We start from the raw sequence: 23,001 nt of genomic DNA on the forward strand, positions 1-23,001 counted from the left end.
CGGTGATTGAAGTAACTTATTGCAAGTTGGGAACGAGTGATGTTAGAACACTCCGCAAATCTAGCGAAAGAGCTTAATGCGAGCGGGAGAACGCAGTACGGCCGCGACGCCGGGTAGCGCAGGGCTAAAACCTGGTCGACCTTGACATGGATTCTGTCGCGGGCCAGTGATTTCTTAGGACGAGACCGTGTTTGGAGACCTTGTGGCTCGTAGTGGGGGCGCCACCTAGCGTTGAAGTTCTGCGAGAGGACCAGCTCCCATAACACATTCGTTTTTGGTGAGTGCTGAATCCGAGAGAATCGTTGGCGTGAGTTGGTGTGCTCTTGATCAACGTTCGCATCGGCATAGTGTTTGGGGTGCCGACGTCAGCTCTTCATCAAGGATCGATCGCGAAGGATCGCTCGCGCGTCTTCGAGTAACAGACTCTGTATGGGTGAAGCGTGCCCCGGTAGTCAGCTACTGCAACCTACCGGGGCGAGAACTGATGACAGCGCCCTCACAGAACGTCGTCGAAGTCCGACGACGAGCGGGTGGACAGGTCCGGCGTCACCTCGGCGGGCGGGGCGGCCGGCGGGGCCGGGCGCGAGTTGCGGGTGGTGCGGGTGCGCGGGCCCTGCGCCGGGGTGACACCGACCGTACCGCCGACGGGGGCGGTCGGCCCGACGGGTGCGGTGCCGCCGATGGCCGATGCTCCGCCGATCGGGGCGACGCCGTCCACGGGCGTGGTGCCATCGATCGAGTCCGGCGCCGACACCGAGGACGGGGCGTCGATTCCGCCGGGATCCCCGATGCCGCCCGACGAGGTGACCGGGCCCGACGCCACGTCGTCGTCGAGATCCATCCACTCCGGACGGTTGTTCTCGCGGCGCTTGTCGTTGATGCGCGCGAACTGGATGGCGAACTCCATCAAGATGCACAGCGACACTGCCATCGCGACCATGGAGTACGGCTCCTGCCCCGGGGTCATGAAGGCCGCGAAGATGAACAGCAGCAGGATGATCAGGCGCCGCTTCTCCTTCATCGTCTCGTACTTGAGTACGCCCACAACATTGAGCATCACGATGAACAGCGGCAGTTCAAAGCTCACGCCAAACACGAGGATCAGCCCAAGTATGAAGTTGAAGTACCGTTCGCCGGTCAGCGCGGGAATCTGCGCGTTGTCACCCACTTGGAGCAGGAAGTCCAAGCCAACATGCACAACGAAGTACGCCAGCACGGCACCGGCCACGAAAAGCAGGGCGGCAGCGGTGACGGCGACGAACGTGTTGCGACGTTCCTTCCGCACCAGGCCCGGGGTGATGTACGCCCAGATCTGGTAGAGCCAGAACGGCGCGGAGATGACCAGGCCCGCAATCGCGCCGACCTTCAGGCGCAACAGGAACATCTCGAACGGGCTCGTCGCCAGGAGCCGGCATTCGCTGCTGTCGGCACCGCCGAACCTCTGTTCCGCGGGAAGCTGGCAGTAGGGCTCCTTGAGGAGCTCGCCCAGCGACTTGAAATGCGCGGGGCCGAAGGTCGCGTCACCGAAGGGCAGCTTCCACGGGCCCAGGGTGAAGGAGAACTGGTACCACGTGAAGCCGACGATCGTGCCGACGAGAATGCCCGCGAGGGCCTTGAGCAACCGGGAACGCAGTTCCTGGATGTGCTCGACGATCGACATGACGCCCTCGGGATTCCGCTTGTTCCGCTTGCGGGCCCGGGGGCGTTTCGTGGGCGCGGTCACGGCGGACTAGCGCTGATCGTCGATGTTCGGCTGCTGCGGCGGGTACTGCTGGTACTGCTGCGGCTGCGCCTGCGGGGTCTGCGGCTGCTGGTACGGCTGCGTGTACGGCTGCTGCGGCTGCGCCTGCGGGGCCTGCTGAATGGCCTGCTGCTGCGGAGCCTCCGGCTGCTCGTCGTCGTTGCGCATTTCCTTGACCTCGGACTTGAAGATGCGCATCGAGCGGCCCAGCGAACGGGCGGCGTCGGGAAGCTTCTTCGCGCCGAAGAGCAGGATCAGGACGACTGCGATGATGATGAGCTCGGTGGGGCCGAGATTCGGCATCCGCTTCACCTTTCGGGGCTGTTGGATCTTTTGGGCTTCGGGGTACGTGGATCGGAAAATTCGCCGGTCCGGCGTCACCCGTTGGTCGGGTTTTCACCATACGCAAGGAGACCCCTGCGCGCGCGTTCCGCCACGGCCTCTGGCAACGATACCGGGTCGACGGCCTTCACGCCCGGCCAGCGGCGCAGCAGGAATCCGATGGTCCGTTCGGCGTTGGCGGCGGGCACCCATGCGGGGTGGGGGCCGCCTTCGACGAAGCCGTCGTCGCCTTGGTCGTACATCCACGCCACCGGGTCGTAGTCGGCGACCCACGTGGCGTCGGCGTCGACTTCGACCTGCGCCCACAGGCCGTCGTCGGCGAGGAATCCGTGCGGGTCGTCGGGCGTGAATTCGGGGATGTCGTGCCGATTGGCGGTTTGTCCGGTGTCGACAGCGGCGAGCATGCGGTCGATGCGGAAAGACTTGACGACGGGGCCCGCCGCCCCTTCGCCCGCCGGTTCCGGTGCCGTGTCCGGATGAGCGTCGGGGTCTTCGTCGTGGCGGTCGACGGCCTTGAGGTAGGGATCGTCTTCGACCATGACCAGCGACACCGGGTCGACTCTGCGAACGCGCCGTTTTCCGGAGGCGGTGCGGTAATCGATCTCCAGCACGTGGCCGTCGGCGATCGCCGCGCGCACGGTGGCGAGGATTTCCGCGTGGGCGACGTCGGCTGTGGCATGCGGTGTGGTGTCGGCCACCGCGGCACGCCCGGGCGCGCCGGCGCGCAGTTTCGCGGCGGCCGAACGGACGACCTCGGGGTCGCGCTGCATCGGCGACGACTCGAGGGTCTCCAACGACAGCAGCATCGCCGACATCTCCTCCTGCGTCAGGTGCGCGGGCTCGGCCAGCAGGTCAACGGCGGGAGTGACCTTGGCGGAGTTTCCCTTGCGCTCCACGCGGAACGCGGCCTTGCCCGGCACGCCGGGAAGTTCGAGTTGCGCCAGAAACTTCAGCGCGTCGTTGAGCTGGCCGTAGCCGATGCCCAGGTCGGCCGATGCCTCGGTGAGTTGCCGTACCTCGGTGAAATACGGCACCAGCGCCAGCGTTCGGCTCCACGACAGTTCGGCTGCATTGTCCCGCCGGCTCATCGGTGCTCCTCCCCCGCTGCATTGGTCGACGCTGCATTGGTCGACGCCGCGTCGGTCGATGTTGCGTTGGCCGATCCGCCATCGGCGGCGACGATCGCGCGCAGCCGGGCGACGATCTCGTCGCGCACCTCGGCGGGTTCCTCCACGATGAGGTCCCCGGCGTGCTCGAGACCGATGTCCATCAACTCCGCGGTCGTCAGCGGCCCGATCTCGTACCGGCCGTCTCCGAGTTCCCGGGCGCCGGCGAGAACGTCGGCGCACGAGTCGGGAGACGCGTCGTCGTCAAGCTTCACGACGGCGCGCAGCGGCGCGGCACCCCGATTGAGCGCGCGTTCGGCGATCGCCTGCACGTCGCCGTCGGGAAACGGTTGCGCCGCATCGACGTCGGTGACCGTGATGTCCCGCATGCGGGCGATGCGGAACACGCGCACGGCGTCGCGATCGACGTCGTGGCCTACCACGTACAGGCGTCCCTTGAGGTTGACCATCTGCCACGGCTCGATGGACCGCTGGACCTCCTCGCCGAAAATCTGCGGGGCGTAGAAGAACTCGATGCGTTTGCGCGGCGGCTGCGTCGCCCGGTTCAGCGCCGCGAACTGCTCCCGGTCCAGCGTGATGCGGTCGCCGAAGATGATGGTGCCGCGGCCGTCGACGAGATTCGACCGCTGCGCCACCGGCGCCAGCTTCGCCCAGGCGTCGCGGGTCACCTCGCCGAGCGACTCGTCGCTGAACGCCACCTGCGACGCCATCGCCAGAACCCCGGCCTCCTCCTCGGTGAAACCTGGATCCTCGTCGCGCCACGTCGAACGGTCCAGCCGCAGGATGTCGTTGTCGTCCCACGTGACCGTGATTCCGCCTGCGGCCAGTGCCGGAACGTCGTCGCGCAGATACCGGTCCGCCGAGTCGCCCGCGACCGTGTTGTAGCCGCGGACCGTGCGCAGGATCCAGTCCTTGCGCAAACCTTCCGGGTTGTCGGCCAAGGCGAGCAGAAGGCTGACCAGGCGCGTGCGCACCGCGGAAAACGTCTGCTCCTTCGCCGGCTCGTCGGCCTTCGCGCCGGTGCGCGGATTCGGCGTCATGCGCCCGTCCCCTCGCCGGAGGTGGCGTCGCCGTCGCCGTCCCCGGGAGCTGCGAGCGCCTCCAGGTGCGCCACCAGCTCGTCGACCGCCGGATCGGAGGTGGCGAAGGGATCGTCGACGACGACCATTTGCGGTTCCTCGCCGGAAATCTTCAGATGCGTCCAATCCACCACCGTCTGGGCTCCGGCGGCGCGGGCGGCGGCGAGGAACCGGCCCCGCATCACCGCGCGCGTCGTGGCCGGCGGGTGGACCATGGCCTCCTCGACGTCGGCGTCGGTGACCCACCGGGACACCGAACCCCGCGACTCCAGCAACCGGAAGATGCCGCGGCCGGGCCGGATGTCGTGGTAGGCCAGGTCGATCTGCGCCAACTTCGGGTCGGCGATGTCCAGGCCCCGGTCCATGAAGCGCCGCAGCAGCGACCACTTGATGGCCCAGTCGATGTCGCGGTCGATGGTCGACCAATCGCCGGACTCGACCGCGTCGAGCACGCGGCCCCACAGCTCCACCAGACGCGCCAGCTCGGCGTTGGGCGTGCCGCCGCCGGAGTCGTCGCGACGCTCCAGCCACGACGTCGCCGCCGCGAGGTACGCCCGCTGGATCTCCAGCGCCGACGCCTCCGACTTCGACGCGCCGACACGCAGCGGAATCGGCGCGGTGCCCGTCATGTCACGGCTGACCAGACGGATCGCCTTGATCTCGTTGGCCACCTCGAAGTCGGGCAGGTCCACGCCGGCTTCGATCATCTCCAGCACCAGCTGGGTCGAACCGAGCTTGAGCGCCGTGGTCGTCTCCGACATGTTCGAATCGCCGACGATGACGTGCAGGCGACGGAACCGATTCGAGTCGGCGTGCGGCTCGTCGCGGGTGTTGATGATCGGCCGCGACCGCGTCGTCGCACTGGACACGCCGTCCCACACGTGGTCGGCGCGCTGCGAAAAGCAGTACTGCTCCGGCTCGTCCTCGTAGGGGCTGCCCGGGTAGGGCCGCGCGATCTTGCCGGCGCCGCACAGCAGCTGACGGGTCACCAGGAACGGCAGCAGCAGCTTCGACAGGGCCTTGAGCCCCATCGACCGGCCGACCAGGTAGTTCTCGTGGCAGCCGTAGGAGTTTCCGGCGGAGTCGACGTTGTTTTTGAACAGGAAGACCTTGCCGCCGATGTCTTCGCCGACGAGCCCGGCCTCGGCCTGCGCCGCCAGGTCGTCGAGAAGCCGCTCCCCCGCCCGATCATGGGCGACCAGCTGCGACACCGAATCACATTCGGCGGTGGCGAACTCGGGATGGCTGCCGACGTCGAGGTACAGGCGGCCGGCGTTGCCGGTGAAGATGTTCGTCGCACCGTATTCCTCGATGACCGGCCGGAACATGAACCGGGCGATCTCGTCGGGCCCCAGGCGGCGTTCGCCGTCGAGGGTGCACGTGATGCCGTACTCCGTCTCCAGGCCCGCGATGCGCCGGGTCAACGCCGCCGCGGCACCACCGCCGTCCATGCCCACCGCGTCGGCCACGGTTTACTCGCCGCCCTTCTGCACGTAGGAGCGGACGAACTCCTCCGCGTTGTTTTCCAGCAGGCCGTCGATCTCGTCGAGCAGATCGTCGGTGGAGTCGATGTGGGCCTGCGCCTGGCCGCCGCCGGAGATCTCGTCGATCTCGTCGTCGCCGCCGGAACCGCCGCCGCCCTGGATCTGGCCGCCCTTGATGTCCGCCATGGTGCTCTCCTCGTGTTCGTTGCCGTCGTTTGTCTATTGCCGTTGCTTGTTCTCGCCGTCGCGCGGTTCGTCGCCCGCGCGTCGTGGCTCTACCGGGTCAATCCTGCCAGCCCGCGCTCCCGGAGACCGGCAACCAGGCTCGCGATGTCGGGGGACTCCTCCAGGAGCTTTCCGACGGTGTCCGCCCCCAGTCCGGAGACGTCGCTCAGCGACAGTTTGACCATTTCATCGCCCACGTCGACGATCGCGCTGTCCCAGCTGGCCGCGGCGACGTCGTCGCTGAAGCGGCGCAGCAGCCCGCCGCGCAGGTAGGCGCGGGTTGTTTCGGGCGCGTGGGTGATGGCGCGTTCGACTTCGGCGTCGTCGACGATGGTGCGCATGGCGCCGCGGCGCACGAGCGCGTGGTACAGACCCCGGGCCGGGTCGATGTCCGAGTACTGGATGTCGATGAGCGCCAGTTTCGGGTGATCCCAGCCGATGCCGGCCCGGGCGCGCAAGCCCTCCATGAGCTTGAGTTTCGCGGTCCAATCCAACAGGTGGGCCGTGGACAGCGGATCCGCTTCGAGCAGGTCGAGGACCTCGCCCCACAGCTTGACGACGTGCGCCGCCGACTTCACGCCGGTCGCGCCGGTGGCCTCGTCCGACTTCGCCGCATACGGGGCGACGCGCTCGAGGTAGCGGCGCTGGATCTCGATGGCCGTCAGGTGCGTGACGTGGTCGTCGAGCTGCAGCTTCACCGTGCACGTCAGGTCGCGGGACACGCGCTGGACGTCGGAGACCGGATCGCGAAGCGCAAGGTCGGAAAAGTCGACCCCGTCCTCGATGGCGTCGAGCACCAGCGACGTGGTGCCCAGCTTCAGCAGCGTCGCCGTCTGCGACAGGTTGGCGTCGCCGATGATCACGTGCAGCCGTCGCCAGTGGTCGGCGTCGGCGTGCGGCTCGTCGCGGGTGTTGATGATGCCGCGGTTGAGCGTCGTCTCCAGCGACACCTCGGTTTCGATGTAGTCGGCGCGCTGCGAGATCTGGAACCCGGGCTCCTGGCCCTTCTGCCCCAGCCCGACGCGCCCGGAACCGGTGAACACCTGCCGGGTGACGAAAAACGGCGTCAGGCCCGCGATGATCGCGTCGAAGTCGGTGTCCCGCCGGAACCGGTAGTTCTCGTGCGCCCCGTAGCTGGCGCCCTTGCCGTCGACGTTGTTGCGATAGATCTTCAGCTCGACCGGCTCGGCGTCGTCATCGGAACCGCCCGATCCGTCGCCCGCCTCGCCGTCCGCCGCGTCGGCCGTCGCGCCGCGCCCGGCCAGCTGCGCCGCCTCGAGCATGATCCGGTCCCCGGCGAGGTCCGCCACCAGCGCGTCGTACGCCAACGTCGTCTCCGGCGCAGAATACTCCGGATGGGCGTGGTCGACGTAGAACCGCGCCCCGTTGACCAGGATCAGGTTCGCCGCGCCCAACGCATTGGGGTCGACGACCGGTGCCATGCGGTACCGGCGCAGGTCGAAGCCGCGGGAATCGCGCAACGGCGACTCCGGTTCGTAATCCCACCGGGTGCGGCGGTCCAGCCCTCCCGAGTGCTCCTCGGCATACGCCAGCACGGCCTTCGTCGACGTCAGGATCGGGCTGAGCTCCGGCTTGCCCGGCGACGTGATGCCGTATTCGATTTCGGTGCCCACTACGCGCGCCATGTGCCGCTCCTACTCTCCCGCGCCCTCGCGCGGACCGTCGTCAAGCGAAAAACCCCGCCCCGAATCCGACGCCGATCCGAGCACCCCGAACTCGGCGTCCTCGTGGACGTGCTGATGCTGGATGACCTGCACGTCGACGACGCGACCCGTCGGCCGGCCCGAAATGCGGGCCCACTCGTCCGGATTCGACGTGTTGGGCAGATCCTCGTTCTCGGCGAACTCCTCGCCCACCGCACGCAGCAGATGCTCCTCGGTGATGCCCTCGCCGGCACCGGAAATGACCGCCTTGATGGCGTGCTTCTTCGCGCGGTCGACGATGTTGGCGATCATCGCGCCCGAATTGAAGTCGCGGAAGTACAGCATCTCGCTGGACCCGTCGGCGTAACGGATGCGCACGTACTCGTTTTCCGGGCTCGTCCGGTACATCCGCTCGACCACCGAATCCGTCAACGCGGCCACCAGCTCCTCGACGCCGCCGTGGCGTTCGATCTCCGCGGCCGAATACGGCAGGTCCGGCGTCAGGTACTTGGTGAAGATGTCCTTCGCCGCCTCCTCGTCGGGGCGCTCGATGCGGATCTTCACGTCCAGTCGGCCCGGGCGCAGGATCGCCGGGTCGATCATCTCCTCGCGGTTCGACGCGCCGATGACGATGACGTTTTCCAGCCCCTCCACGCCGTCGAGCTCCGCCAACAGCTGCGGAACCACCGTGTTCTCCATGTCCGAGCTCACGCCCGAACCGCGGGTGCGGAAAATCGAGTCCATCTCGTCGAAGAAGACGATGACCGGGCGGCCGGCCTCGGCGATGTCGCGGGCGCGGTCGAAGATCAGGCGGATCTGCCGCTCCGTCTCGCCGACGAACTTGTTCAGCAGCTCCGGGCCCTTGACGTTGAGGAAGTACGACTGCGCCCGGCGCGCCTCCTCCTCCGAGTGGCCCTGGTTCAGGGCGATCTTGCGGGCCAGAGAATTGGCCACCGCCTTGGCGATGAGCGTCTTGCCGTTGCCGGGCGGGCCGTACAGCAGCACGCCCTTCGGGGGCCGCAGCCGGTAGCGGGTGAACAGCTCCGGGTGCAGGAACGGCATCTCCACCGCGTCGTGGATCTGCGCGATCTGCCGCTTCAGGCCGCCGATGTCGGAGTATTCGACGTCGGGGATTTCCTCCAGCACGAGGTTTTCGACCTCGGCCTTCGGGATCACCTCGAAGGCGTGGCCGGACTTGCGGTCGATGAGCACCGTGTCGCCGACCTTCGCCTGCAGGTCGCCGGCGAGCTTTACGACGAACTCCTCCCCATGGTGGTCCGTCGCCAACACCCGCTTCCGGTCGGGCAGCGTTTCGCGCACCAGCGCGAGGTCGCCGTGGTCGGGGTAGCCGCAGTCCTCGACGACGAGATTGCCGTCGGTGAGGCGGACCATCGTGCCGGGCTTGAAGTCGGCGACGTCGAGGCTGCGCAGGACGTTGAGCCGCATGCGGCGGTTGCCCGTCCACACCTCCGCCGCCTGCGCGGGCCGGCTCGACCCGCCGGTCTGCTCGATCGGGCCGTTCGGGTCGTCGATCTTGCCCTTCGCGGGTTCCAGGAAGATGCCGTACGTGCTCGGCGGATTGGTCATCTGCTCGAGGTCCTGGCGCAACAGCGTCAGCTGGTCGCGCGACTCGCGGAGCAGCTCCACGAGCTTTTCGTTGCGCGCGCCCAACGTGCGGTTCTTCTGCCGGAGATCGCGGATGGTGTCGGCGGGGGTGGTCATGAATCCCAGGTTACTCACCCGAAGATCGGGATATGGCGCTACCTCTGGTTGCGGCGCTGCGGGCGCGGGGGCACTGTGCCGTCGGCCAGGCGGCGGGCCCACACCAGGAAGGCGGTGTGCGCCTGCATGCGGTGGGCGGGGCGGACGGACAGCTCCTTGACGTTCCAGTCGCGCACCAGCGATTCCCAGGCGCGCGGCTCGGTGAAGCACTTCTGGTTGCGGATGCCCTCCATGACCTTCATCAGCTGCGGCACGGTGGCGACGTAGACCATGAGCACGCCGCCGGGCTGCAGCAGCGCCGATGCGGCGTCGAGGCATTCCCACGGGGCGAGCATGTCCAGGATGATGCGGTCGACCGGGCCGCCGAGGTCTTCCTGCGTCACCTCGGACATGTCGCCCAGGCGCAGGTGCCAGTTGTCGGGCTTGTCGCCCAGGAATTCGACGACGTTGCGTTCGGCGTGTTCGATGTGGTCTTCGCGGATTTCGTAGCTGAACAGGGTGCCGTCCGGGCCGATGGCCCGCAGCAGGTTCAGGCTCAGGGCGCCGGAGCCTGCGCCGGCTTCCAGGACGCGGGCGCCGGGGAAGATGTCGCCTTCGACGATGATCTGGGCGGCGTCTTTCGGGTAGATCACGGCGGCGCCGCGGGGCATGGACAGGATGTAGTCGACCAGCAGGTGGCGCATGGCCAGGTAGACGGTGCCTTCGGCGGAGGTGACGGTGGTGCCCTCGTGCGCGCCGATGAGGTCGTCGTGGGCGATGGCGCCGCGGTGGGTGAAGAACTGCCCGCCCTTTTCCAGCGTCACCGTGAAGTGCCGGTTCTTCGAGTCCGTGAGTTGGACGCGATCGCCTTCCTGGAACGGGCCGCTGTCTGCCATGTGTCTGATCCTCGCTGCATCGTCTGCGGTCGGTGGCGGGGTGCGGCGGTTGGATCCGTGCCCCGGGTTAACCTGGCCAGTATGCCCGAAAATCCCCTGCACTCCGATTCGACTTCCGCTGGGTCCGCTTCGGCGGCGTCTGCTCCGGATGAGGCCGCCGCCCCCGCGTCGCCGTCCCCGAATGCCCGACGGGGGCTTGCGCTGTCGCCGTCGCGGGCGGGCGACTACCGGCAGTGTCCGCTGAAGTACCGGTTCCGGGCGATCGACAAGTTGCCCGAGCCGTCGACCGTCGCGCAGGTCAAGGGCACGCTCGTTCATGCGGTTCTCGAGGACATGCATGCGCGGCCCCGGGAGGAACGCTCGTACCCGGCGGCCGTCAAGCAGCTCAAACCCACGTGGCGGCGGATGCTTGACGACGACGCCGACGGCGAACTCGCCCGGCTCGTGCCCGAGGAGTCGCTGTTCGATTTCCTCGTCGAATGCCGTGGTCTGCTCAAGGGGTACTTCATCATGGAGAACCCGACGGGCTTCGATGCGGCGGAGATCGAGAAATTCGTGCAGATGACGCTCGGCGTCGATGCCGGTGCAGGCGGGGGCGTGCCGGTGCGCGGTTTCATCGACCGCGTCGACGTCGCCCCCACCGGGCAGGTGCGCATCGTCGACTACAAGACCGGAAAGAAGCCCCACCCGCGTTTCCAGGACGAGGCGCTGTTCCAGATGCGGTTCTACGCCCTGGTGTGGTGGCGGTTGACCGGCCACGTCCCCGAGCAGCTGCGGCTGATGTACCTGAAGGTCGCCGACGACCTGACGCATTCGCCCACCGCCGGGGAACTCGAGCGTTTCGAGGGGGAACTCGCGGACCTGTGGGCCGCCATCGTCCGCGACGGCGAGTTCGGCGACTTCCGTCCGAAGAAGTCGAAGTTGTGCGGCTGGTGTTCTTTCCAGGAGTTGTGCCCGGCGTTCGGCGGCACCCCGCCCGAGTACCCCGGATGGCCGGGGGCCCACGGCGAGTAGGCGCGCCGGGCGGTCGCCCCATCACCGTCGTCGACCGTGCGTGAGATTGCGCACACCGCGGGGCGCCCGCCTTGGGGTTTGCATGAGCACTGCAATATTCTGGGGTGGCTGACAGGGGGACGCGAACGTCGTAAAGCAGCGGCGTAAAGCACTGGACGAGCACCGAACGCGGCGCGTCCGCGAACCCCGCCGACACGACGACGAAAGAGGGGCCGCCCCGCATGGCGACATTCCTGTACAAGGTGGGCCGGTCGGCCTACCTCCATCGATGGCGATTCATCGCCGTCTGGCTGCTGCTGATTCTCGGCGCCGGCACCGCCGCCGCGACGCTGACCCAACCGATGAGCAACACCTTCACCATCGAAGGCCTCGAGTCGGTGGAGACCCAGGAACGAATCCAGGAGCGCTTCCCCGGCGAGGGCAACGCGCTCGACGCGCCCACCGGCACCGTGGTCATCCAGGCCCGCGACGGCGCCGCACTCACCGACCCCGACGTCTCCGCCGAAGTCGACGCATTCGTCGCCGACCTGCGCGGGCTCGACGTGCTCGCCGACACCGACGCGCTGGTCTCCCCCGTGCTCGCCGCCGGCGGCGTCGCCCAGCAGATGAACGAGCAGTACGCCGGCCAGGGCGTGCCGCAGGAGCAGATCGACGCCAACATCGCCGCCGTGTCCCCGCTGTCCGCGGACAAGGCCACCGGCACGGTCACCGTCACCTTCGACGCCGAGGGGGCGATGGGCGTCACCGGCGACGCCAAGGACGCGTTCGCCGCCGTCGTCGACGACCATGACGACGGCGCACTGGACATCTCCTACGCCGGCAACGTCTTCCAGACCAACGAGCTGTCGTTCGTCTCCGAGCTGGTCGGCATCGCCGTGGCCGCGATGGTGCTCATCATCACCTTCGGTTCCTTCGTCGCCGCCGGGCTGCCCCTGTTGACCGGCGTCATCGGCGTCGGCATCGGCATCGCGGGCGTGTACGCGGCGACGTCGGTCACCGATTCCATCGCGTCGATGACGCCCACGCTGGCCGTCATGATCGGCCTGGCGGTGGGCATCGACTACGCCCTGTTCATCCTGTCCCGTTTCCGCAATGAGCTGGTGCTCCACGTCGGCGGCAACGACCTCGAGCCGAAGGAGCTTGCCGACGAACTGCTCGGAATCCCGTTCCGCCAGCGGGCCCATTTGGCGGGGCTCGCCGTCGGCAAGGCCGGTACGGCGGTGGTGTTCGCGGGCATGACCGTCATCATCGCGCTGGTCGCCTTGTCGATCATCGGCATCGACTTCCTCACCGCGATGGCGTTTTCCGCCGCCGCGACCGTTTTCATCGCCGTGCTCGTGGCCGTCACGCTGTTGCCGGCGATCCTCGGCGCGGTGGGCACGAAGGTCTTCGCGGCCCGTGCTCCGTTCGTCAAGGCGCCGGACCCGGAGGACGAGAAGCCGACCATGGGCCTGAAGTGGGTCCGCATGATCCGCGCCCGCCCGGTGGTGTTCCTCCTCGGCGGCGTCATCATGCTGGCGCTCGCCGCGATTCCGGTCACCCATCTGCGCCTGGCCATGCCCTCCGACGGGTCCGCGGCTCCGGGCACCCCCAACCGCACCGCCTACGAGACGATCGACGAGGCCTTCGGTCCCGGCCGCAACGCGCCGATGGTCGCGCTGGTGGAGGTCGGCGACTCCTCCGCCGCCGACGTCGATCCCGCGCAGCTGCCCATGATCCACGCCCAGGCGGCGGCCCACATCCAGGGCATCGACGGGGTGGTCAACGCTCAGGTCGTCGGAATCTCCGAGGACGGCGCGGCCGCGCAGGTCCTGATCACCCCCGAGGTCGGCGCCACCGATCCGCGTGCCGCTGAGGTGCTGGAGAACATCCGCGCGGGCGAGACCTCCTTCGAGGAGGAAACCCCGGCCACGTACTCCGTCACCGGCGTCTCCCCCATCTACGAGGACATTTCCGAGCGCCTGTCCGACGTTCTGGTGCCGTACGTCGCCATCATCATGGTGCTGGCGTTCCTGCTGCTCATGGTCGTGTTCCGTTCGCTGTGGGTGCCGCTGCTGGCGGCGCTTGGCTTCGGACTGTCGGTCGCCGCGACCATCGGCCTGACCGTCGCCCTGTGGCAGGAGGGCTGGCTGGGCATCGTGTCCGACCCGCAGCCGCTGATCAGCTTCCTGCCGATCATGCTCATCGGCATCGTGTTCGGGCTGGCCATGGACTACCAGGTCTTCCTGGTCACCCGCATGCGCGAGGGCTGGGCGCACGGCAAGACCGCGGGCAACGCGACGGCCAACGGCTTCAAGCACGGCGCCCGCGTGGTCACCGCGGCGGCGCTGATCATGATCTCGGTGTTCGCGGCGTTCATGCTCATGGACGAACCTTTCATCAAGGTCATGGGCTTCGCCCTGGCCCTGGCGGTGCTGCTCGATGCGTTCATCGTCCGCATGACCATCATTCCGGCGACGATGTTCCTGCTCGACGAGCGTGCCTGGAAGATCCCGGCATGGCTGGACAAGGTGCTGCCGAAGGCGGACATCGAAGGCGAGTCGCTCGACGTCGCCGCCCCGCCCGCCACGCCGGTGGAAAAGGTCGATTCCGCCGATTCCGGGGCCTGATACGTTCAACGGGAACACGCCCGATCGCGCGGGCCCTCCGCGCGGGCGACGGCGAGGAACGGAAGGGTGCGGGGCCATGTCCGGACTGCGCGAGCAGAAGAAGCTGCAGACCAAGAACAGCCTGGCCACGGCGGCGGTGGAGCTGCTGGTGGCCGAAGGCGACGAGGGTGCCACGGTCGCGGCCATCGCGTCGCGCGCCGGGGTGTCCACCCGCACGTTCCACAATTATTTCGCCGCCCGCGAGGACGCCTTCCTGCACTTCATCGAGGAAAAGATCGACGGGTGGGAAGCGGCGATGCGCTCGGCCCCGGCGGACCAGTCGCCGTTCGAGGTGCTGCGCGGCATCATCGTCGCGATGTACGACCGGCCCGTCGAGGACATCGCGTCGGTGCCGAATCTGGTCACCGTCGCCGAGCACGTCATCGTGGGGCTCGGCCCGGACGGCGGTGACCGCGCGCACCGCATTTTCCGGGGGCTGCGCGGGGCGATCGTCGAGCGGTCGGGCGGCGGGCTGTCCCCGTTCGAGGCTCAGACGCTCATCCACATGTGCCTGTCGGCGTCGAGCGTGGTGTTCGAGGCGGTGCGAGACGGCGAACTCGCCGCCGGCCGCACCACGCAGCAGATGCTTGACGACGCCTTCTCGTTCATCTCCGCCGGCATCGACTGAGAGACGGCCGAAGACCGGTTCAGTCGACGGCGCCCCCGGCATCGGCATCGCGCCCGGCATCGTCGTCAAGCCCCAGCTCGGACAGGCGGGTCTCCCCCGCCACATAGCGCTTGCCGCGGTACTCCGGGTGCATGAGGTTGTCGGTGGACAGGACGCGATCGAGTTCGGCTTCGTCGAGAAGCCCCTTCTCCAACACCAACTCGCGCACGCCCCTGCCGCCGGCGGCGGCCTCCCGGCCGATCATGTCTCCCTCGTGGTGGCCGATGACCGGGTTCAGGTACGTCACGATGCCGATGGAATTGTCCACGTACGCCCGGCACACGTCCGCGTTGGCGGTGATGCCCTCGATGCACAGGGTCCGCAGGGTCTTCGACGCGCGGCGCAGCAGGGACATCGACTCGAACAGGCACTGCGCGATGACCGGCTCCATCACGTTGAGCTGCAGCTGCCCCGCCTCCGCGGCCATCGACAACGTCAGATCGTTGCCGAAGACTTTGAAGCACACCTGGTTGACCACCTCGGGAATGACCGGGTTGACCTTCGCCGGCATGATCGACGACCCCGCCTGCCGCTCGGGCAGGTTGATCTCGTTGAGGCCCGCGCGCGGCCCGGAGGACAGCAGACGCAGGTCGTTGCACATCTTCGACAGCTTCATCGCCGCGCGCTTGAGCGCCGAATGGGCGTTGACGTAGCCGCCGGTGTCCGACGTCGCCTCGATGAGGTCCTTCGCCGACGACACCGACAGGCCGGTGACCTCGCCGAGCGCCTGCACCACCGCCTGGCGGTACCCGGACGGGGCGTTGACGCCGGTGCCGATCGCCGTCGCCCCGAGATTGACCTCCAGCAGATTGTCGGCGGCCTCCTGGATGACCGCGTGCTCTTCGGCGAGGTTGTTGGCGAACGCGTGGAACGCCTGCCCCAGCGTCATGGGCACGGCGTCCTGCAGCTGCGTGCGGCCCATCGTGATGATGTCGTTGAACTCGTCGCCCTTGGCGTGCAGCGCGTACTCGAGCTCGTCCATCTCGGCCATCAGACCGGTCATGGCGATGTGCACCGCCAGCCGGAACCCGGTCGGGTAGGCGTCGTTGGTGGACTGGCACTGGTTGACGTCGTCGTTGGGGTTGACCACGTCATAGCGGCCGCGCGGGAAGCCGAGGTACTCCAGGGCGAGGTTGGCGATGACCTCGTTGGTGTTCATGTTCACGCTGGTGCCGGCGCCGCCCTGGAACAGGTCGATCGGGAACTGATCCATGCAGCGGTGGTTGACCAGCACCTGGTCGCACGCCCAGATGATCGCGTCGGCGACGTCGGTGGGAATGGTGTGGACGCGGCGGTTGGCGATCGCCGCGGCCTTCTTCACCATCACCATGCCCCGGATGAACTCCGGGACGTCGTTGACGGTCGTGCCGGAGATGGGAAAGTTCTCGACGGCGCGCAAGGTGTGGATGCCGTAGTAGGCGTCGGCGGGGACTTCGCGCTGACCGAGCAGATCGGTTTCGGTGCGAGTGGCGGACGTTCGGTGCGTGTTCGTATCGGGGCCCATGCCTACGACTGTACGTGTGCGGCGCAAAAAACGCTGGTCGGGCCCCGTTTTGCGCTAGATGCGGGCGATGCGGATGTCCGAGGCCAGGATCGCCTCCGCGCCGAGTCCGGCCAGCTGGTCCATCAGCGGGTTCGCGAGATCGCGGGGAACCATGGCGCGCACGGCGACCCAGTCCTCGTTGGCCAACGGCGACACGGTCGGACCGGACAGGCCCGGGGTGACGCGGGTCGCCGCCTCGAGGTTGGCGGTGCTGATGTTGTAGTCGATCATCATGTAGTTCTTCGCGTGCAGGATGCCGGTGAGGCGACCGAGGAAGACGCGCTGCGCCTCGGTGACCTCGTTGTCCCGGCGGCCCACGACGACGGCCTCGGAGTCGCACAGCGAATCGCCGAAGACCGCCAGCCCCTGCTTGCGCAGCGTCCGTCCGGTGGAGACGACGTCGGCGATGGCGTCGGCCACGCCCAGGCGGATGGAGATCTCCACCGCGCCGTCGAGGCGGATGACCTCGGCGTCGATGCCGCGGTTCTTCAGGTCCTCGCGCACCAGGTTCGGGTACGACGTGGCGATGCGCTTGCCCGCCAGGTCCTCCACCGTCCAGTTTTCGTTGGCCGGTGCGGCGTAGCGGAACGTCGACGCGCCGAAGCCGAGGGAAAGCACCTCGGTGACCGGGGCCAGCGAATCGGCGGCCAGGTCGCGGCCGGTGATGCCGAGGTCCAGGTGTCCGTTGCCCACGTAGACCGGGATGTCCTTGGGACGCAGGAAGTAGAACTCGATGTCGTTGGCCTCGTCGGCGACGGAGAGGCTCTTCGACTCGCCGCGGCCCGGGTACCCGGCCTCCTGCAGAATCTCCAGGGCGGCCTCGGACAGGGAGCCCTTGTTGGGCACTGCGACGCGCAGGGTGGTCACGATGTTGCTCCTCGTTGTTCGGTGCGGCGGGACGCTGCCGCGGTGGCCCGGGCCGCCTTCCCGCGGCCGGGCGCGCCGGCGTTTACAGGTACTTGTAGATGTCTTCCGGCGTCAGCCCGCGCTGCACCATGACGACCTGGGTCCAGTACATGAGCTGCGAGATTTCCTCGGCCAGCTCGTCGTCGGACTGGTACTCCGCGGCCATCCAGACTTCGGCGGCCTCTTCCACGATCTTCTTGCCCTGGAAATGCACGCCGGCGTCGAGCGCCTTGACGGTGCCCGACCCCTCGGGGCGGCTGGCCGCCTTGTCCTTCAGTTCCGCGAAGAGATCATCGAAGTTTTTCACGCGCACCATCATTCCACGCGCCCCCATGCGCCGCGACGGGAGGGTGGCCGGTGGGCGTCGGACGACCCCCGGGCGGGGCGGCGCCTCGGCTACCGGGACAGGCGGGCGTGGACGGCGCGGAGGTCGTCGAGGCTCCAGTCGCCGAGGTCGCCGTCGAGATGTTCAGCGGGAGGCGCGAATTCGGCGATCGCCTCGGCCGGTGGGGCGGCCTGCGGCATGGGCGCCCACAGGACGCGGCAGCCGGCGGCGATGGCGGAGCGGACGCCGGTGACGGAGTCCTCCAGCGCCAGGCAGTCGGCCGGGTCGACGCCGGCGATTTCCGCGCCGCGCAGGTACGGGTCCGGGGCGGGCTTGCCGGCGGGGACGTCATCTCCGCAGACGGTGTCGGTGAAGGCGTCGCGGCCCATCGCCTCGATGCAGTATTCGGCGACGCGGCGGCGGGTGTTGGTCACCAGCACCACCGGGATGTCGGCGTCGTGCGCTTCTTCGATGATGGAGCGCACGCCCGGGCGCCACTGGATGCCGCGTTCGGCGATGAGCTGCGCCACGCGGGACTCCATGAACTCGGATTCGCGGGCGATGACCTCGTCGGTGACCTCCACCCCGGCGTGCTCGGCGCAGATCGCGATGGTGTCCGGCAGGGTGTTGCCGATGCACTTCGCCCGCAGTTCGGGGGTCAGTCGCCGGCCCAGTCGTTCGGAAACGTCGTAGGTCGCCACCTCCCACAACGGTTCGGTGTCGATGAGGCTGCCGTCCATGTCCCAGAGAATCGCTCGCACCCCCGCCACGGTAGCCGGGGCGGACGAAAAGCGCCGGGCAGGTGGGCTTCCGGGTGTCCCGGTCGGCCGCGGTTCGCAGGTGCTTTACGACGGTCGGCGGTTGTCGCGCGCCGGTCGGCGGGGGCTTCACGACGATGCGTGGATACGTCACGACGGTTCGACCCCACGACGGTTCGACCCCAGTAACGTGTGTTCCGCATCACGTTAGCGGCGATTAACTGATAGCGTCACGGCATGGACAACAGCATCGGACACGACCACGCCGCCGAACGCTCCCCCGCCGACGGCTCCCCCGCCAACGTCGTCAAGCAAGGCAAGCCCGACACCCGCCCGCCGAAGCCCAACGCCCTCGGCGACCCCACCAAACACGACCGCATCAAGCAGATGGGGCTCGACCCCGCCACCGAAATCAACGCGTACTTCGAACACCTCGGCCAAGCCGACCCCGAGGAAATGGGCCTGCCCGAAGGCGAAACCATCGAACGCTACCGCCCCACCCTGCACACCTGGGGCCCCTGGGGCGCGTTCCAACACGGCGCTCCCCCGGCGGCGATCCTCACCCACGCCCTGCAACGCTGCCCCGGACTGCCCGACAGCATGCGCACCACCCGCGTCGCCGTCGACATCCTCGGCGCCGTGCCCTACACCGAAATGCGCACCCGCGCACGGATCACCCGGCCCGGCAAGCAGATCCTCAAAGTCGAAGCCGAACTGCTCGCCGAAGACCGCAACGGCAACTGGCGCGCCGTCGCCTCCGCCGCCGCCTGGCGCATGGCCGTCCTCGAAACCGACGAAGTGGAAAAGTCCTTCGCCCGCCCCATCCCCGGACCCGAGCAGGCCACCGTCGGCGGGCCGCTTTACGACGACTGGGACTGCGGCTACATCGACTCCATCGACATCACCAGCCTGCCCGACCCCGACGAACCCGACGGCCACCACCGCATCCACTGGGTGCGCACCGACAAGCCCATCGTCGCAGGCGACACCACCGACGGCGTCGAATACCTCATGAGCATGGTCGACGTCGCCAACGGCGTCGGCGCATCCCTCGACCCCCGCGAGTGGATGTTCATGAACACCGACCTCGTCGTCCACCTCCACCGCGAGCCGCGCGGCGAATGGATCGGCATCTCCGCCAAGGCCTCCATCGGCCCCGACGGCATCGGCATGACCGCCGCCGACCTCTACGACGTCCACGGCCCCGTCGGCCGCTCCATGCAAACCCTGCTGGTTAGGCCGCAGTCGACGTAGCGGGGCGGTAACCTCGTCGGCATGGCCCTCTCCGACGTCGCGCGCAAAACCGAACGAATGATCAACCGCGTGGGGCGGCAGCGGAAGTTGGCGAAGGGCTGGCGGCCCGCCATCACCGGGTTCTCCGGTTACGGGTCGGTCGATCGCGTCCACGTCCTCGGCCGCGTGCTCATGGAGGACCCGTATTCGGAACCGCAGACCGATATCCAGCGCGGGTGGCGGCAGTTCATCACCACGCAGGTCGGCGATCACCCCGTCACGGTCCGCGTCGGCGACCAGGTCGTCCACTCCAGGACCGACTCCAACGGATACATCGACGTCCTCGTCCTCGACCACGGCCTGGAGCCGGGGTGGAACGAGGTCACCATCGAGGCGCGCGATGCCCGTCCCGTGACGGCGCGCGTCCTCATCGTCGAGCCGTCGGCACGCATCGGCCTGGTGTCCGACATCGACGACACCGTCATGGTCACCTGGCTGCCGCGCGCGGTGTTGGCCGCCTGGAATTCGTGGGTGCGCCACACCAACACCCGCAAGCCGGTGCCGGGGATGGCCGAGTTTTACCGCGAGCTCCTGGCGGATCACCCGGGTGCGCCGGTGGTCTACCTGTCCACGGGCGCGTGGAATACCTTCGAGACGCTCGAGAATTTCCTCGCCGTCAACGGGCTGCCCGACGGCCCGATGCTGCTCACCGATTGGGGCCCCACCCCGACCGGATTGTTCCGTTCCGGCCAGGAGCACAAGCGGGTCCAGTTGCGGAACCTGTTCATCGATTTCCCGGACATCAACTGGATCCTGGTCGGCGACGACGGCCAGCATGACCCGCTGATCTACAGCGATGCGGTGTTCGAGCATCCCGACCGCGTCGCCGGCGTTGCCATCCGGCAGCTCTCCCCCGGCGAGCACGTTCTGTCGCACGGCACGGCGTCGGCGTTGGAGAAGATCGACGGCGACGACCGGCACGGTGCCCCGGTTATCCAGGGTGCCGACGGCCACGAGCTGCTGGAGAGGTTCCGCGCCCGGCCTTTCCCGCAGGTGACGGGGTCCGTGGAGCAGGACGGCCAGTAGCGCGGCTGCGTGGCGGGGCGGGTTCCGTGGAGCAGGGCGGCCGCTAGCGTCGGAAAGCCGTCAGTTCGGGGTCGGCCGGAAGCGCGGCCGTTTGGCGATGGTCAGAGCCGCCTTGTACGACAAATGCAGCCTCCCGATTTTCCGTCCTGGGGATTTACCTGCGTTCACTTGGGGTGAGGCTGCATTTGTCGTCTAACGGGGCCCGGCGTTGGGCAACGAGGCCCGGCGCCGGTTTGCGTGGGGGCGTCGGCGATTCCGTTCCGGTTCGAGTTGCTTTGCAACGCGCGGCCGGGCGGGTGCAGGCCCACGGGTGCGAGCAACCGTGCCGCCGCGGCCAACCGTGCGGTGGCGATTACCCGTGCGGCTGCGGCCAACCGTGCGGTGGCGATCAGCCGTGCCGCCGCGGCCAACCGTGCGGTGGCGGGCACGCACCGGGCCGGTGCTCCCCTACTCGTCGTCGAAATCGCTGAGTTCCCCGCGCACCATGGCCACGCGGGCGGCATTGGCGATGGCGACGATGTCGATGACCTCCTGGGCAATGGCGCCCATGATCGGCGTGAGCAGGCCGAACGCGGCCAGCAGCATGCCGATGGTGGACAGGCCCATGCCGCCGATGACCGACTGCAGGGCGATGCGGCGCATGCGGGCGCCGATGTGGATGAGGTCGTCGAGGCGTTCCAGGGAGGAATCCAGCACCACTGCGTCGGCCGCCTCCGCGGTGACGTCGGAGGTCGCGCCGAACGCGATGCCCGCCGACGCGGCCGTCATCGCCGGCGCATCGTTGATGCCGTCGCCGAGGAACAGGGTCGGTCCCAGCTTGGTGCGCTCACGGACGATCTCGAGCTTATCCTCGGGGCTGACTCCGCCGCGGACTTCGTCGATGCCGACCTTGTCCGCCAGTCGGCGCACCTCGGCTTCGCGGTCGCCGGAGATGATCATCATGTGCTCGACGCCGTGGTGCTTCGGCAGGTGGGCCACGAAATCCGATGCGGAGGTGCGGGGTTCGTCGCGGAAGGTGACGGTCGCGGCGTAGGCGTCGTCGAGCAGGATCACCGACTCCATGCCCATTTCCCGCTCGGGCAGCAGCGGCACGGACTCGGGGTCGATGTCGGCGAGTCCGGTGCGGTTGGTCAGGCGCAGCTCACGGCCGCCGACGACGCCGACGAGGCCCTGGCCCGGCTTCTCCGACACCGATTCCACGGTCGGCAGGTCCACGCCGCGCTCCTCCGCGTCGGCGACGATGGCGGTGGCCAGCGGGTGCTTGGAGTACTTTTCGACGGCCGCCGCCGCGGCCATCACCTCGTCGCGGTCCAGGCCGCGCGCGGTGGCCACGTCGGTGACGATGGGCCGGCCGTAGGTGAGGGTGCCGGTCTTGTCGAACATGACGGTTTCGACGCGGCCGACGTCTTCGAGCATCGCCGGGTTTTTGATGATGATGCCGCGCTTTGCCGACAGCGAGATCGCGCCGATGATGGCCACCGGCACGCCGATGAGCAGCGGGCACGGCGTCGCGATGACGACGACCGCCAGGAACCGCGTCGGGTCGCCCGACGCCACCCAGCCGATGACGCCGAGCGCCAGGGCCACCAGCGTGTACCAGGCGCCGAGGCGGTCGGCCATGCGGCGCATGGGCGGGCGGTTGTCCTCCGCGTCGCGCAGCACGCCGACGATCTTGGCGTAGCGGGAGTCGCCCGCGACCTTCTCCGCCCGCACGGTCAGGGCCGTTTCGCCGTTGACCGCGCCGGAGATCACTGACGAGCCCTTCGACTTCTTCACCACGTACGGCTCGCCGGTCAGGTAGGACTCGTCCATGGCGCCGTCGCCGTCGACGACCTCGCCGTCGACGGGGCACAGTTCATGCGGCAGAACCAGCAGCAGGTCGCCGACCTGCGCCTCGTCGGCGTGGATGTCGTCGACTCCGTCGGTGAGGTCCGCGCCGCGCAGGCGGTGGGCCACCGACGGGCTGCGCTTTGCCAGGGCGTCGAGGGTGGCCGACGCGCGTTTCGACGCCGCTTCCTCCAGCGCCTCGCCGCCGGAGAGCATGAGCACGATGATCGCGGCGACGAGCCATTCGCCCAGCAGCACGGCGGAGATGATGGACACCGCGGCGAGCATGTCGGCGCCGCCGCGGGCTTCGATGGCGCCCTTCACCACATCGATGGTCAGCGGGATGCCGCCGACGACCACCATGGCCACCAACGGCCAGTCGGCCGCCCAACCGTCGAGGCCGACGGCGAATTTCAGCACCAGGTGGATCGCGATGGCCGCCAACGTGGCCAGCGCCAACATTCCGTCGCGGGAGGAGGCGAATCCCCGCAACGCCTGCCCCGCCGTCGGTGATCCGGCGGGAGCGGTGTTCGCCGGTGACCGCGTTTCCGTTTTGGTGCTCACGCCACCATCTTTTGTGCCCATGACACCATTGTTGCCGGAAAAACCTGTCTTCACCAGCAAGTATGGGCTGGGCGGTTGTTGGTAACCGTGGCTTACCTGTCGTCGGCACCTCAGGCTTGCCGACGGTCCGTCGTAAAGCAAGCGGCCGCGCGGACCCGCATGCCCGGGTCC

Annotated in this window: 19 protein-coding genes; 5 read left to right on the top strand and 14 right to left on the bottom strand. The window is 68.3% G+C overall.

Features of this window, described 5'->3' with window-relative positions; translation table 11 throughout:
• Positions 1-496: 496 nt before the first annotated feature.
• The 9 genes from tatC to HMPREF3121_RS08520 form a co-directional block, all read right to left on the bottom strand.
• Positions 497-1,660 carry a twin-arginine translocase subunit TatC gene (gene tatC, locus HMPREF3121_RS08480; RefSeq protein WP_083291547.1) on the bottom strand — a complete coding sequence of 388 codons (1,164 nt, stop codon included), beginning with the start codon at positions 1,658-1,660 and terminating at the stop codon, positions 497-499.
• Between the two features lie 69 nt (positions 1,661-1,729).
• Complete coding sequence (gene tatA / locus HMPREF3121_RS08485) at positions 1,730-2,044, bottom strand: Sec-independent protein translocase subunit TatA (protein WP_070522209.1); 315 nt, start codon at positions 2,042-2,044, stop codon at positions 1,730-1,732.
• A gap of 74 nt (positions 2,045-2,118) precedes the next feature.
• Positions 2,119-3,171: a WYL domain-containing protein gene (locus HMPREF3121_RS08490; RefSeq protein ID WP_070522212.1), complete on the bottom strand. Its 1,053-nt coding sequence runs from the start codon at positions 3,169-3,171 to the stop codon at positions 2,119-2,121.
• The gene (locus tag HMPREF3121_RS08495) at positions 3,168-4,250 is read right to left on the bottom strand and encodes a helix-turn-helix transcriptional regulator (RefSeq protein ID WP_070522215.1); all 1,083 of its coding nucleotides are present in this window, start codon (positions 4,248-4,250) and stop codon (positions 3,168-3,170) included. The genes HMPREF3121_RS08490 and HMPREF3121_RS08495 overlap by 4 nt, the downstream gene beginning before the upstream one ends.
• A complete protein-coding gene (pafA, locus tag HMPREF3121_RS08500) occupies positions 4,247-5,740 on the bottom strand; it encodes a Pup--protein ligase (protein WP_070522428.1) in 1,494 nt (497 codons plus the stop codon). The genes HMPREF3121_RS08495 and pafA overlap by 4 nt, the downstream gene beginning before the upstream one ends.
• 21 nt (positions 5,741-5,761) lie before the next feature.
• Positions 5,762-5,959: a ubiquitin-like protein Pup gene (locus HMPREF3121_RS08505; protein WP_070522218.1), complete on the bottom strand. Its 198-nt coding sequence runs from the start codon at positions 5,957-5,959 to the stop codon at positions 5,762-5,764.
• Between the two features lie 89 nt (positions 5,960-6,048).
• A complete protein-coding gene (gene dop, locus HMPREF3121_RS08510) occupies positions 6,049-7,644 on the bottom strand; it encodes a depupylase/deamidase Dop (protein ID WP_070522221.1) in 1,596 nt (531 codons plus the stop codon).
• A 9-nt stretch (positions 7,645-7,653) separates the two neighbouring features.
• Positions 7,654-9,384 (bottom strand): proteasome ATPase, encoded by a 1,731-nt coding sequence (gene arc / locus HMPREF3121_RS08515; RefSeq protein ID WP_083291520.1) that lies wholly within the window; start codon positions 9,382-9,384, stop codon positions 7,654-7,656.
• Positions 9,385-9,422: 38 nt separating this feature from the next.
• Positions 9,423-10,259 (bottom strand): tRNA (adenine-N1)-methyltransferase, encoded by an 837-nt coding sequence (locus tag HMPREF3121_RS08520; protein WP_035120661.1) that lies wholly within the window; start codon positions 10,257-10,259, stop codon positions 9,423-9,425.
• Positions 10,260-10,340: 81 nt separating this feature from the next.
• On the opposite strand from HMPREF3121_RS08520, the gene HMPREF3121_RS08525 reads away from it, so the two are divergent.
• The 3 genes from HMPREF3121_RS08525 to HMPREF3121_RS08535 all read left to right on the top strand — a co-directional run bounded on the left by HMPREF3121_RS08525 (position 10,341) and on the right by HMPREF3121_RS08535 (position 14,549).
• Positions 10,341-11,273 (top strand): RecB family exonuclease, encoded by a 933-nt coding sequence (locus HMPREF3121_RS08525; RefSeq protein ID WP_083291522.1) that lies wholly within the window; start codon positions 10,341-10,343, stop codon positions 11,271-11,273.
• A gap of 221 nt (positions 11,274-11,494) precedes the next feature.
• Positions 11,495-13,882 carry an MMPL family transporter gene (locus HMPREF3121_RS08530; protein ID WP_070522226.1) on the top strand — a complete coding sequence of 796 codons (2,388 nt, stop codon included), beginning with the start codon at positions 11,495-11,497 and terminating at the stop codon, positions 13,880-13,882.
• Between the two features lie 76 nt (positions 13,883-13,958).
• On the top strand, positions 13,959-14,549 hold the full coding sequence (locus tag HMPREF3121_RS08535) for a TetR/AcrR family transcriptional regulator (protein WP_070522229.1): 591 nt from the start codon (positions 13,959-13,961) through the stop codon (positions 14,547-14,549).
• Positions 14,550-14,568: 19 nt separating this feature from the next.
• Here the strand turns inward: HMPREF3121_RS08535 and aspA are convergent, their stop codons facing one another.
• The 4 genes from aspA to HMPREF3121_RS08555 all read right to left on the bottom strand — a co-directional run bounded on the left by aspA (position 14,569) and on the right by HMPREF3121_RS08555 (position 18,123).
• Positions 14,569-16,092 carry an aspartate ammonia-lyase gene (aspA, locus tag HMPREF3121_RS08540; protein ID WP_070522232.1) on the bottom strand — a complete coding sequence of 508 codons (1,524 nt, stop codon included), beginning with the start codon at positions 16,090-16,092 and terminating at the stop codon, positions 14,569-14,571.
• A gap of 54 nt (positions 16,093-16,146) precedes the next feature.
• Positions 16,147-16,989, bottom strand: coding sequence for an ATP phosphoribosyltransferase (gene hisG / locus HMPREF3121_RS08545; protein ID WP_070522432.1), 843 nt, complete (start codon positions 16,987-16,989; stop codon positions 16,147-16,149).
• Between the two features lie 91 nt (positions 16,990-17,080).
• Positions 17,081-17,344 carry a phosphoribosyl-ATP diphosphatase gene (locus HMPREF3121_RS08550; RefSeq protein WP_035120671.1) on the bottom strand — a complete coding sequence of 88 codons (264 nt, stop codon included), beginning with the start codon at positions 17,342-17,344 and terminating at the stop codon, positions 17,081-17,083.
• A gap of 89 nt (positions 17,345-17,433) precedes the next feature.
• Positions 17,434-18,123: an HAD family hydrolase gene (locus HMPREF3121_RS08555; RefSeq protein ID WP_083291523.1), complete on the bottom strand. Its 690-nt coding sequence runs from the start codon at positions 18,121-18,123 to the stop codon at positions 17,434-17,436.
• Between the two features lie 234 nt (positions 18,124-18,357).
• On the opposite strand from HMPREF3121_RS08555, the gene HMPREF3121_RS08560 reads away from it, so the two are divergent.
• Positions 18,358-19,374, top strand: a complete 1,017-nt coding sequence (locus tag HMPREF3121_RS08560) for a thioesterase family protein (RefSeq protein ID WP_246816116.1) — start codon at positions 18,358-18,360, stop codon at positions 19,372-19,374.
• A 21-nt stretch (positions 19,375-19,395) separates the two neighbouring features.
• The gene (locus HMPREF3121_RS08565) at positions 19,396-20,439 is read left to right on the top strand and encodes an App1 family protein (protein ID WP_070522239.1); all 1,044 of its coding nucleotides are present in this window, start codon (positions 19,396-19,398) and stop codon (positions 20,437-20,439) included.
• A 447-nt stretch (positions 20,440-20,886) separates the two neighbouring features.
• Here the strand turns inward: HMPREF3121_RS08565 and HMPREF3121_RS08570 are convergent, their stop codons facing one another.
• Positions 20,887-22,890, bottom strand: coding sequence for a heavy metal translocating P-type ATPase (locus tag HMPREF3121_RS08570; protein WP_371327337.1), 2,004 nt, complete (start codon positions 22,888-22,890; stop codon positions 20,887-20,889).
• Between the last annotated feature and the right edge of the window lie 111 nt (positions 22,891-23,001).

This window comes from Corynebacterium sp. HMSC11E11 (assembly GCF_001807025.1).
Taxonomy (GTDB): Bacteria; Actinomycetota; Actinomycetes; order Mycobacteriales; family Mycobacteriaceae; genus Corynebacterium; species Corynebacterium freneyi.